This window comes from Kribbella sp. HUAS MG21 (assembly GCF_040254265.1).
In the GTDB taxonomy this organism is placed as follows: domain Bacteria; phylum Actinomycetota; class Actinomycetes; order Propionibacteriales; family Kribbellaceae; genus Kribbella.
Window position 1 is genome coordinate 822,055 of sequence record NZ_CP158165.1, and the last position, 10,833, is coordinate 832,887.

Sequence of the window (10,833 nt, forward strand, 5' to 3'; positions counted from 1 at the left end):
CAAGACTACTCAGCCCGGCGGGTGCTCACCGTGCCCACCCTCGGTCTCACGGAGCGTGGTCAGCGCTGGTATTCGATGCTCACGTCGCCCGACGACGTCTTCGCGGTGATCGTCCGGGTGGCGGCCGGATCGCTGCGCACGTTCGCCGACTCGTCGCCGGAGGACGTGTCGGTGTCGACCTTGTACGACTCCTCGCCCGACGGGATGAGGATCTCCACGTCGCCCGAGCTCGACTTCGACTCGACCGACTGCGGCGCGGTCGTGAAGTCCAGCGACGTCCTGCCGGAGCTGGTCTGCGTGGTCACCGAGGTCGCGGACAGGTCCTCGGCGTCGACATCGCCGGAGCTGGTCCGCAGCTCGACCCGCCCGCCGAGGTCGTGCGCCTCGATGTCACCCGAGCTCGTCTTGATGTTGGCGCCGCTGTCGAAACCTGACACCGTCACCGTGCCGCTGCTGTTCTCGACCGTCAGCGCGAGGTTCCGCGGCACGGTCACGACGTACTTCGTCTCGCACCCGAACGAAAGGAACCCGCAGCCGCCGTGGTTGAGCTCCAGCGTGGCGTCGCCGGCGTCGTACGACTCCTTGGGGTCGGAGCCGAACAGGTTCCGCTTGGACTCCCGGTCGACCGTCACCTCGGTGCCGTCGCCCGGCCGGAGCTCGATCGTCGCGGCACCGCTCTGCACGCGCAGCGAGGTGCCGTCGACCGGGTAGCTGTTGCGGCCGCTGGTGGTGCCTTCGGTCAGGCCGGTGAGCGCCCAGTACACGCCGCCGAGGATCAGGGCCACCGAGATGGCGATCCCATAGCGTCGCTGCGGGGTCATCGAACTCCCCGGGCTGTTCTGGACATCGGACATGTTCCCACCCTGACAGATCGCGGTGCCGGTGTCGGTGGGGTTGTCCCCTGGGTCGACCCTGAGATCAGGCCGGCACCGTGTGGAAATCCGCGGCGATGGCCGCCGCGAGCTGCTGGAACGCCTTGCGGAGCTTGCTCGATTTCGCGACCTCGGACAGGCTGCGGCCGTGCGCCATCGCGGTGTCCGTCGCGCCCAGGTCGTACGGCAGCAGCACGGCGCGGTCGATCCCGGCGTACTGCCGCAGGGCGTCCGTGGCCGCGTCGCCGGGTGATCCGCCGAGCGGGCCGGAGCGGATCCGGTTCACCACCACGCGGACGTTGACCGACGGTACGACGGCACGCAGCTCGTGGACCGCCCGGATCAGGCGGGTCAGGCCGACCGGGTCCGCCGTACCGACGACGACCACCTCGTCGGCCTCCTCGAGCGTCGCCACGGTCGCGCCGTTGCGCCGCGGGGCCAGCGAGTCGAACGAGATCTCCTCGTCGGTCTCGACGCAGAACCCGGCGTCGACCACCGTGAGCGGGGCCAGCGAGCGGGCGGTCGACCAGATCGACTCGACGGCCGCGGGACGCAGCTCGGTCCAGCGGTCGGCGCGGCTGAGGCCGGTCAGCACCAGGAGGTGCGGGTTCACCGAGCGGGAGTGCCGGGCGAGAGTGACGGTGTCGAGCGAGCCGTTGGACGCCGAGCGGGCCGCGGCGGCCAGGCCCGAGGTCTCGTCGAGCATCCCGAGCATCTGGCCGACGGTCCCGCCGTACACGTCGGCATCCGCGAGCAGGGTCGGGACGCGCTTCACGGAGAGCTCGCTCGCCAGGTTGACCGCGACCGTCGTCCGGCCGGGCGCGCCGGTCGGACCCCAGACCGCGATCAGCCGGCCGGTGCCTTGCGGGAACGCGGGCTGCTCGGCCTGGTTCGCGTTGTCCGGGGTGAGCGGTACGAATCCGCCCGCGAAGTGCGAGGCGGTGACCGGCGGGCCCGCGTCGACCGCGTCCGAGACCGCCCGCCCCAGGTCCACCGGGCTCACGTCGGCGGGCAGGATCCGCTCGATCCCCATCCGGCTGAGCCGGTCCTCGGCGCCGAACGGAGCGCCGGTCTCGAGCGGGTCGACCAGGGCGAGTACGGCGATACCGCGGGCGTGCAGCGCGGCGACCGCATCGGACGAGAGCCGGGGCAGGGCGTCGGCGAGCACCACCGCGCGGGCCTGACCGCTGGCCGCGGCAGCCATCACGTCGGCGATGTCCACACAACGCCGTACGACCCGGATGCCGGAGGCGTGCTCGGTGCGCCGTACGACGTCCGCTTCCCACGGCGCGCCGGTGACGGCCAGCAGGATCGGGATCGACATCAGCCGGCCTTCCGGACCAGGGTCGGCTCGCCGGAGCTGATCGCGGTCAGGGCCGCCGGGATCCGCGGCAGGTCGCTCTCGGCGAGGCCGACCGTGACCTGCCGGCGCGCTGAACCTCCGGCGACGCCCTTCAACGAGTCGATCTGCAGGACGCGGACGCTGCTCCACACGGGCCGCGCCTGCTGGCCTTCCGCCTTGGGGACCACCCAGACGTCCACCAGATCGCCGACTGCGGTGTCGGACGGCAGGCGGCCGGTCGCGACGGACAGCGGCATCTCGGTGCGGTCCCCGTCGGAGGCGGGCACGGCCGCGTCCTTCGGGACGAACTCGCCCTTACCGATGGTGCGGCCGACGACGAGCCCGTTCAGGTCGGAGTCGGCGGACAGGTACCGCTGGGAGTCGTCGCTGCTGGTGAAGCGGACGCGGACGGTGGTGAGGTCGTCGGAGGTCAGCGGGGTGCCCAGCTTGAGCTCGTGCTTGGCCGCCCAGATCGTGGTGGTGTCGTCCGCGGACGACAGGAGCTTCGCCCCCGCCAGCGCCGTGATCGCGACCAGCAGCACGCCGAGCACCAGGCGTCCGTCCTTCCAGCGCGCCTTCTTGTTCCGCTGCGCCGGGGCGGCCGGTGCCGCGAACCCGCTCCGCACTGCCGTGTCGACCACGTCGTCTCCCCAGTCGATGGATCGCTGTCGGCGGACATTCTGCCTGGTCGCCGATCGCAGCGTGAACAGTCATCCACAGGCTGTCATGACCTGGGGACAAACTCGGTCATCCTCTCGCCAACCATGGCAAACTGAAAGAACCAGCCACTATGCGAAGGGTACGACGATGCCGACTCCCCGCTTCCTCCAGCTCGCCGACGTCGCCGAGGTCCTGAACATCTCGGCCAACCAGGTCTACGCCCTGGTCCGCCGCGGCGACATCCCCGCCGTCAAGATCGGCGGCCGCGGCCAGTGGCGGGTCGAGGCGTCCGAGCTGGAGAAGTACATCGAACGTCTGTACACCGAGACCAAACAGTTCATCGACACGCATCCCTTCGGCGAGGAAGCCGAAACCACGGAGGACGCGCACCTCTGACCTGCGTCCCCCGGCGGGCTGGCGCCGGAAGGACTCCGATGCGGTGGGGTCGAGAAGCAAGCTGTCTGCTTGTTCCTCGAACCCACCGCTTTCGCTTTGTAGGACACCGCGCGACCGCCGGTGGCGGTCAGCGGCTCCGGGTCAGCGGCGGCGGAGGGCTCTCAAGGACTGGGTGGGGACGAGGCGGACGTTGTAGACCTCGGTCCGCCGGCGCGGCGCGTCGAGCGGATGCTCGGCGAGCTCGACGAAGTCGGCGCCAACCCGGTCGATCGTCCCACTGACCGGCCCACCACCCCCGCTGCAGAACAGCGTCACCGGCGACCGGTCGCGAGCGATCCCGCGCAGTAGGTGCGCGAGCCCGAGCTTCCCTTCCACAGCCCCCACAGCCGGCTCCGCCCACGGCCCCAACCGATGTACGGCGACGAGCGCGGTGGCCGGAATCAACCACTCCTCGTACCGCTCGGTCTCGAGCAGCAGACAATCCTTCCCCACCCGTGTGAGCAGCCCGCGGACAGGTTCCGCCTCGTTCAACTCGACCCGTACGACGGTGTTCACCGCCCCGCGCAGCCGGTCGAGCACGGTGATCTTCCCGACCTCCGCACGGATCCGATCGGCCACCTCGCCGTACAGATCACTGTCCTGAAGCGCGTCGAACTGCGACTCCAGGTCCGCGAACAACGCATCCCACCGCATGCCCGCGAACCTACCGCCCCTCGCCGACCGCCGTCACCCTCCGCAGCGGGAATCGACGCAGCGTGCACTAAAGACTTGCAAACGTGCCGCAGTACCGGTCTATAGTGGTCAAGGCAAAGCAAACTAAAGCAAACTTATAGATCAGGAGCGAAGCGGGATGAACGCGATGATCCAGGCGCTCAAAGGCACCCTCGCGGTTCTCGCCCTGGCCGCCCTGGGCGTCCTGCTCCGCTGGATCACCGCCGGCTCGCTCAGCGGCTTGCGCACGTACGACCTGGACTCGCTCACCGTGCTGGCGGTCAGCACCATCGCCTGGATCGCCTACGCCTGGCTGACCGTCGCCGTCCTACTCACGGCCCTGGAACAAGTCCCCGGCGCCATCGGCACCCTGGCCGGCGCCGCAGCAAGCCGCATCACCACCCAAACCGCCCGAGCCCTACTCCGCTCCGGCCTAGGCGTAGCTGCCGTAACCCCGCTAACCCTCACCGCAGCCAACGCCACCCCCACCCCAACCCAAATCCACCAAACCCCCGCGCAGACCTCGGGCAATCAGGCGGCTCCGCACGAGCCGACAACCAACCTGAGCAACTTCCGCACCACCGAGCCCGCATCCACCGTGCAGATCAGCGGCTCTGACAGCGACCGCCACACCAGCGCCGGCAACCGCGCACCGCACCAGCCGCCCACCGCCGCCCGCCAGTCCACGACCCCAAGCTCAACCGCACCGGCCGGGCAGACCGGCGCCAACCAAACGCCCCCGCAGAAGCCGACCACCAGCCTGACCAACTTCCGCGCCACCGAGCCCGCATCCACCATTCGGATCGCTGGCACCAGCGGCGCCCGAGACAGCGGTACCACCGAAACGGCACCGCACAGTCCGACCGGCACCCGCCAACCCGCCGCCCCGGACTCGACCACGCAGACCGGCACCGGCCAGACCACCCCGCATAAGCCAGCCTCCGACCGCAGCGCCTTCCGCGCGACCGAGCCCGCCTCGTCCGTGCGGCTCGGCGGTGACGAGAGCGCTCAGGCCAAGGCGACCGGAGGGCACGACACCTTCCGAGCAACTGAACCGGCCTCGACCGTGCAAATCGGAGGTTCCACGCCCCACCCGCAGAACGCAGCCGGCGCGACCCCGGACTCGAAGCGCACGGCCGACCAGCCCACCGAGCCGACCAGCGAACATGCGCGAGCTGATGTACCTCGTCGACCGGCTGGCGAGCGGGCGCAGAACGCCCTACCGGACCAAGCCACAAACAAGCGACCGCAGCCCGACGCACCCAACCACCCGGCCGGTGAGCAGGCACGGACCGACGCACCCAACCACCCGGCCGGTGAGCAGGCACGGACCGACGTGCCCGGTCAACCAGCGGGTGAGCGGGCGCGCAGTGACGTGCCGGATCGGGCTGCCGGCGAGCAGGCGCGCAGTGATGTGTCGGATCGGGCTGCGGGTGAGCGGGGGCCGAATGGTGTGTCGGAGCCGGCCGGTGTACGCGGCCGGGGTGAGACGCCGGGGCGGCCGGGGCGGGGGTGGGTTGGGGTGCCGGATCGGCCGGTGGATGGGGCTCCGGTTCGGTACACCGAGTTGCGGCCGAGTGTGCCGGTGCGGGTCGTCGTACGGGACGGCGATTCGCTCTGGAGCCTCGCGGCCCGCGAACTCGGTCCCGCAGCAACGAACGATGCCATCGCCGCCCGGTGGCCCGATTGGTACGCCGTGAACCGCCAAGTGATCGGGGACGACCCCGACCTCATCGTCCCCGGACAGGTCCTCCGCATCCCGCCGGCACCCAACGGCGACCACCTCCCGCCCCAGCACCAGGAGCCGTGACATGAGCCAGCAGCACAACCTCGCGCAGGCCGAACCCACAACCTTCACCACCGCAGCACCGCACGCAACGGAGGCTCCCATGCCCGCCACCCCCCAACCCGCAGAAGACGAACAAGCCCCCACCCCACACCCGACCGCCGCACCCAACCAGGAGCCGGCCTCGGGACAAGCGCCACGGCAGTCAGAGCGCAAGACGAAGCCAAGGACACAGACAACGCCAGAGACGCCTGGCCAGGCAGCGACTCCGGCACCGGCATCCGTTTCCACCCCGGCTTCAGCGGTTGCGGCGTCAGCTCCGGCCCCGGCTTCAGCTCCGGCTCCAGCTCCGGCGTCGGCCCCGGCTGCTGCGGGGGGTGACGCGGAGTTGGCCGCCGTTACGCGGCCGCGGCTTCGCTCTGTCGGTGAGTCCGGTGAGGTCCGGGTCCCGGCGACTGCTCGGTACGCCGACCAGCTGACCGACGGTGCGCTGGCGCTGCGCCTGCAGGCGATCACCCGCCTCGGGCTCCCCGCGCCGCGGCACCTGGCCAGCCTCACCGACGCTCGGGCCGTCGGCTCTGCCGCGACAGCCGAGTCAGCTTCGGCAGCCTCGGCAGCCACGGCAGCCGCGCGGGGTGACGCCGGAGAGACGGCCGATGTCGAAATCACCGGCGGAAAGTCGGCGGGCGCGGAGATCACAGGCGGAGAGATCGGCGCGGCGAGCCCCGCGGACGTCGGTGAGGGCCGTCCGCGGCCGCGGAAGTTCGATGTGGTGCCGGATGCTGCGGATGGCGCCCCCACAGAAGCGGTGCCTGGGCGGCCTGACGGAGCTCAGGCATCGCTCGATGCCGCCGGGGCTACGCCGGGTCAGGCGATCGGCCGGAACACGCCGCTTCAGCCTGCTTCCAGCGCCGCCACCCCCGACTCGACCGATGCTTCCGCCGCCGCCGGCACGGGCGCACAGCCGGTGAAGCCGGCCGAGTTGGTTGGGTTGCCGGGGGTTCGGGTTTGGGGTGGGCGGTTGGCTCAGGCGGTGTCGGAGGTGTTGGTGGGGGATCGGCCGATTTCGCAGTTGGTGCGGTTCACGGATGATGCGGTGTTCATGGATCTGAACCGGCGGGTGCGGATGCTCGGGTTGAACTCGACCGCCGGCTCGCGCGGCGCGAAGGAGAAGAGCACGGTGCGGTCGGTGCGGGTGTTCATGCCTGCCCCGAGCATCGCCGAGGTCGCCGCGCACGTGCGCCACGGCGAGCGGTCGCGCGCCATCGCCCTGCGGCTCGAAGTTCGCCGGAACCGCTGGGTCTGCACCGCGCTCGAACTCGGCTGACCGGGTGCAGCTTTGAGCCCGCCAGCACCTCTGTCGCGGTCTCACGGGGTGCAATTCGGTTGTGCGGTGGCTGTTACATGCGCGGCGTACGGTGGCGGGGTTGCCGGTGTTCGGGGGGAAACGGGGATGGTTGAGAGTACGACTGCCTGGCAGGTCGGGGTGGACGAGCTGACCGCGGCCGAGCGGGCGCGAGTGGTGCCTGTGGTGCGTGGCCGGCGGTGGAGTGAGCGGGTGCGGATCCTGTATCCGGTGGCGGTGCGTTATCACCGCACCGTGCAGCGCATCGCGTGGATGCGGTCGAGGACGCCGTACGCCGCGACGCGTGACGCCGGCCAGCTGCCGGTGCGGATCAAGCGGCACAAGTCTTTGCTGTTGCGCCAACTCGGGGAGACCGAGATGTGGATGCAGCACAACAAGGTGACGAACCTGAAGCTCGCCTGCGCGCAGGTCGACGGCCTGCTGATCCGGCCGGGCGAAACGTTTTCCTTCAACAAGGTGGTCGGCAACGCGACCCGGCGCAAGGGCTACGTCAAGGGCATGCGGCTGTCGAACGGTGAAGCGAAACCAGGGATCGGCGGCGGCATCTGTCAGCTCGCCAACCTGCTGCACTGGATGGTGCTGCACTCGCCGATGACCGTGACGCAGCGGTCCACGCACAGCTTCGACCCGTTCCCGGACAACGGGCGGGTGCTTCCTTGGGGTGTGGGCTGCAGCATCGTCTACAACTACGTGGACCTGCAGTTCCGCAACGACACCGAGCAGACGTTCCAACTGCGGGTCGGCGTCGGCGAGCGGTACCTCGAGGGCGAGATCCTGGCCGATGTGCCCGCCGAGTCGTCGTACCGCGTTTTCTCGAAGGACGAAAGGTTCCTCCGCGCCGGTGCGGACTACTTCCGCCGCAACGAGATCTGGCGCACCGTGATCGACCGCCGCACCGGTACGCCGGTCCGCGACGAGCTGATCCGGGAAAACGTTGCCCTGGTCAAATACCCTCCGGTCGACGTACCGGTCCTGGACGTCGTCCTCCCGCACTGATCCGGGTTCTGCTCCCCGCCCACGGGAAACTGTCGGCGCGGCGTTGCAGACTGGTGGGGTGACTGTTGCGGTCGAGCCGTACCGGCAGCGCCCTGCGCGGATTGCCGGCGCCGACCTGTGGACGCGTACGGCGGAAGGCGGCGAGTACCGGATCCTGCCCGACGGGTGCATGGATCTGTTGCTGATGGACGACGAGCTGGTCGTCGCGGGGCCGGACAGCCGTGCCTGGACCGGGAGCGCGCCGCGCGGGACGCAGTACGCCGGGATCCGGTTCGCGCCGGGTGCCGCGCCGAGTTTCCTCGGCGTACCGGCCCGGGAATTGCTGAACCAGCGCGTCCCCCTCGCCGATCTGTGGTCGCCGAACCGCAGCCGACGGCTCCTCGACCGGATCCGCGCGGCCCCCGACCGGGCCGCCGCCCTGGACCTGGAGGTCGCGAAGCTGGTCGAGAACCCTGCGGACCGGCTGACCGCGCACGTACTGCGCAGCGTCCGGGGCGGCCTGCTCCGCGGCACGGCCGGTGTCTCCCGCCTCGCCGGGACGATCGGGCTGAGCGAGCGGCAGCTGCACCGGCGCTGCCTGGACGCCTTCGGCTACGGGCCGAAAATGCTCGACCGCGTCCTCTGGATGAACGTCGCGCTCGACCACGCCCGCACCGGCCTGCCGCTCGCCGACGTCGCACTGCTGACTGGGTACGCCGACCAGGCCCACTTCACACGCGACGTCAAAGCGCTCACCGGTCTCCCGCCGAAGATCCTGCTGGGCTGACACACTGCTCCGCATGACCGAAGTCGGTACGACGACGTTGCGGCACAACCCGCTCAACGCGGTGACGGCGAACGTCGAGCGGATCACCTACGCAGATGGCCGCACCGCCGTACGCAAGGAGCTCCGCCGGCCGGCTGGATCCACAGATCCGCGAGCGGCTCCCTGGGCTGCCTCGACCGATCCGCGGCATTGGAACTACTGGCGCCGCGAGCTCGAGGTCTACCGCGACGACGAGCTCCGCGCGCAACTCGCCGACACCGGCCTCGTCCTGCCCGAGGCACAGGTCGACGAGGGACCCGACGGCGCCGTACTGCTCATGGAGGACATCAGCGGTACACCGGGCACGCATTTCAGTCTCGCGGAACACGCTGCACTCGCCCGGGCCTGCGGTCGCTGGCAGGCGCGTCCCGCGGCCGAGCGCCCGTGGACGTCACACGGTTTCCTCCGGGAGTACTCGACGACGCGGGACGTTCCGTGGCAGCTGATGACCGATGCCGCCGCGTGGCAGCAGCCGCTCATCCGCGAGACCTGGCCGCCCCGGCTCCGGGAGGCCTGGACCCGTCTGCTCGTCCACCGCGACGCGCTGCTCGACCTGGTCGCGGCACTCCCCCGCGCTCGCTGCCACCTCGACTTCTGGGTGTCGAACGTGATCCAGCGGCCGTCCGGCGAGGTCGCGCTGTTCGACTGGGCGTTCTACGGCGACGGCGCACTCGGCGAGGACTGCCCGGCCTGCTCGGGCGGGCGTCCGACGCGACGCACAACGCGTACCACCGCGAGGTCGACAGCCGCCACCTGTTCCACCAGCGCGGGCAGGCCTTGCTGTACGTCGCCGACTGGTGCCTCGAGGCGCTCGACCGCGCCAGGTAGCGGTCAGGAAACGCGGTCCAGCCGGGCTACCCCGATCGCGGCATCGGCCATGCCGTAGAAGACGTAGCGCACGCCGTCGACCTCCTCGATCGCGGTCGGGAAAACGACGTTTCCTACCGTTCCGACCTTTTCCTCCTCGGTTTCCGGAACCATCAGCGGCTCGGTGGTCCGGGCGACGATCCGGGTGACGTCCTCGGCGTCGAGGATCAGCGCCCCGGCGGCGTAGCAGACCTTCTGGGTGGTCGGGTCGAAGCCCTCCGGCTGCTCACCGGTGACGCCGTGATGGATCACCAGCCAGCCCTCGGGCACACGCAGCGGGGCCGGCCCGGCGCCGATCTTCAGCTCCTCGAACGGGTACTCCGACATCGCGACCAGCCGGTGTTCCCCTAGGTGCACGAGGTTCCGCAGGTCTTCCTCCACCGCCGCCACCGGGACGAACGACACCCAGATCCCCGGCCGGTCGTCGGTCACCCCGGCCGGCAGGTGCACGCCTTCACCCTCGCGGAACCACCCGAGGTCCCACATCGGCCGGTGCAGCATCGCGTAGGACGGAACGCCGTCCGGACCCGGTACCGGCTCCGGGAAGAAAACGGTGTCCTTGTTCGGGAAGAGGTTCAGGTCGGTGTCCAGCCCGGGCTGGTACTCGAAGTGCAGCGGGCCGAGCCGCCGCCAGTCCCGCAGGTCCGACGACACCGCGAGCGCCGGCTTCGGCCCGAGCGGCCCGTAGGCGACGTACGTCATCACGTGCAGGCCGAGCGAGGGCACGAACGTGACCCGCGGGTCCTCGACGCCCGCGTTGTTCTTCCCGCGTTCCCAGCCTTCGTCCGGGGCGAGCACGACGCCTTCGCGCCGGACCCCGGTCGGTACGCCGTCGGTCAGTTCGACCGCGGCCAGGCCGACGCGGGACACGTTGCCGGAAGCAACCAGGCGGGGCAGCAGGTACAGCTGTCCGTCGGGGGTGTGCCCGGTGGCGGGGTTCAGCACCCCCTCGGCCTCGAGCTCGTTGCCCGGCTCGGCGGTCATCAGGACACCGACGCGGGTGAGGGTGTAGGGAAAAGTCACGAGAAGCCT

11 protein-coding genes are annotated in these 10,833 nt (G+C 70.5%); 6 read left to right on the forward strand and 5 right to left on the reverse strand.

Features of this window, described 5'->3' with window-relative positions; genetic code table 11:
• Positions 1-59 precede the first annotated feature (59 nt).
• The 3 genes from ABN611_RS03985 to ABN611_RS03995 all read right to left on the reverse strand — a co-directional run bounded on the left by ABN611_RS03985 (position 60) and on the right by ABN611_RS03995 (position 2,855).
• Complete coding sequence (locus ABN611_RS03985) at positions 60-854, reverse strand: DUF4097 family beta strand repeat-containing protein (RefSeq protein ID WP_350278391.1); 795 nt, start codon at positions 852-854, stop codon at positions 60-62.
• A 64-nt stretch (positions 855-918) separates the two neighbouring features.
• Positions 919-2,196, reverse strand: coding sequence for a hypothetical protein (locus tag ABN611_RS03990; RefSeq protein ID WP_350278392.1), 1,278 nt, complete (start codon positions 2,194-2,196; stop codon positions 919-921).
• Positions 2,196-2,855: a hypothetical protein gene (locus tag ABN611_RS03995; protein WP_350278393.1), complete on the reverse strand. Its 660-nt coding sequence runs from the start codon at positions 2,853-2,855 to the stop codon at positions 2,196-2,198. The genes ABN611_RS03990 and ABN611_RS03995 overlap by 1 nt, the downstream gene beginning before the upstream one ends.
• 166 nt (positions 2,856-3,021) lie before the next feature.
• On the opposite strand from ABN611_RS03995, the gene ABN611_RS04000 reads away from it, so the two are divergent.
• Positions 3,022-3,270, forward strand: a complete 249-nt coding sequence (locus ABN611_RS04000) for a helix-turn-helix domain-containing protein (protein ID WP_350278394.1) — start codon at positions 3,022-3,024, stop codon at positions 3,268-3,270.
• A 141-nt stretch (positions 3,271-3,411) separates the two neighbouring features.
• Here ABN611_RS04000 and ABN611_RS04005 read toward each other — a convergent pair whose 3' ends face one another.
• Positions 3,412-3,963: a hypothetical protein gene (locus ABN611_RS04005; protein ID WP_350278395.1), complete on the reverse strand. Its 552-nt coding sequence runs from the start codon at positions 3,961-3,963 to the stop codon at positions 3,412-3,414.
• A 157-nt stretch (positions 3,964-4,120) separates the two neighbouring features.
• On the opposite strand from ABN611_RS04005, the gene ABN611_RS04010 reads away from it, so the two are divergent.
• The 5 genes from ABN611_RS04010 (at position 4,121) to ABN611_RS04030 (ending at position 9,820) form a co-directional block, all read left to right on the forward strand.
• Positions 4,121-5,791, forward strand: a complete 1,671-nt coding sequence (locus ABN611_RS04010) for a hypothetical protein (RefSeq protein ID WP_350278396.1) — start codon at positions 4,121-4,123, stop codon at positions 5,789-5,791.
• 1 nt (position 5,792) lies between these two features.
• Positions 5,793-7,094, forward strand: a complete 1,302-nt coding sequence (locus ABN611_RS04015; RefSeq protein ID WP_350278397.1) for an Rv3235 family protein — start codon at positions 5,793-5,795, stop codon at positions 7,092-7,094.
• Positions 7,095-7,220: 126 nt separating this feature from the next.
• Entirely contained in the window at positions 7,221-8,129 is a 909-nt protein-coding gene (locus ABN611_RS04020; protein WP_350278398.1) for a VanW family protein, read from the forward strand.
• A 58-nt stretch (positions 8,130-8,187) separates the two neighbouring features.
• Positions 8,188-8,895 carry a helix-turn-helix domain-containing protein gene (locus tag ABN611_RS04025; RefSeq protein ID WP_350278399.1) on the forward strand — a complete coding sequence of 236 codons (708 nt, stop codon included), beginning with the start codon at positions 8,188-8,190 and terminating at the stop codon, positions 8,893-8,895.
• Between the two features lie 13 nt (positions 8,896-8,908).
• Complete coding sequence (locus tag ABN611_RS04030) at positions 8,909-9,820, forward strand: hypothetical protein (RefSeq protein WP_350278400.1); 912 nt, start codon at positions 8,909-8,911, stop codon at positions 9,818-9,820.
• On the opposite strand, the gene ABN611_RS04035 is transcribed toward ABN611_RS04030, so the two are convergent.
• Positions 9,766-10,824, reverse strand: a complete 1,059-nt coding sequence (locus tag ABN611_RS04035) for a glycosidase (RefSeq protein ID WP_350278401.1) — start codon at positions 10,822-10,824, stop codon at positions 9,766-9,768. The two genes, ABN611_RS04030 and ABN611_RS04035, sit on opposite strands and share 55 nt — an antisense overlap.
• Positions 10,825-10,833: the final 9 nt, after the last annotated feature.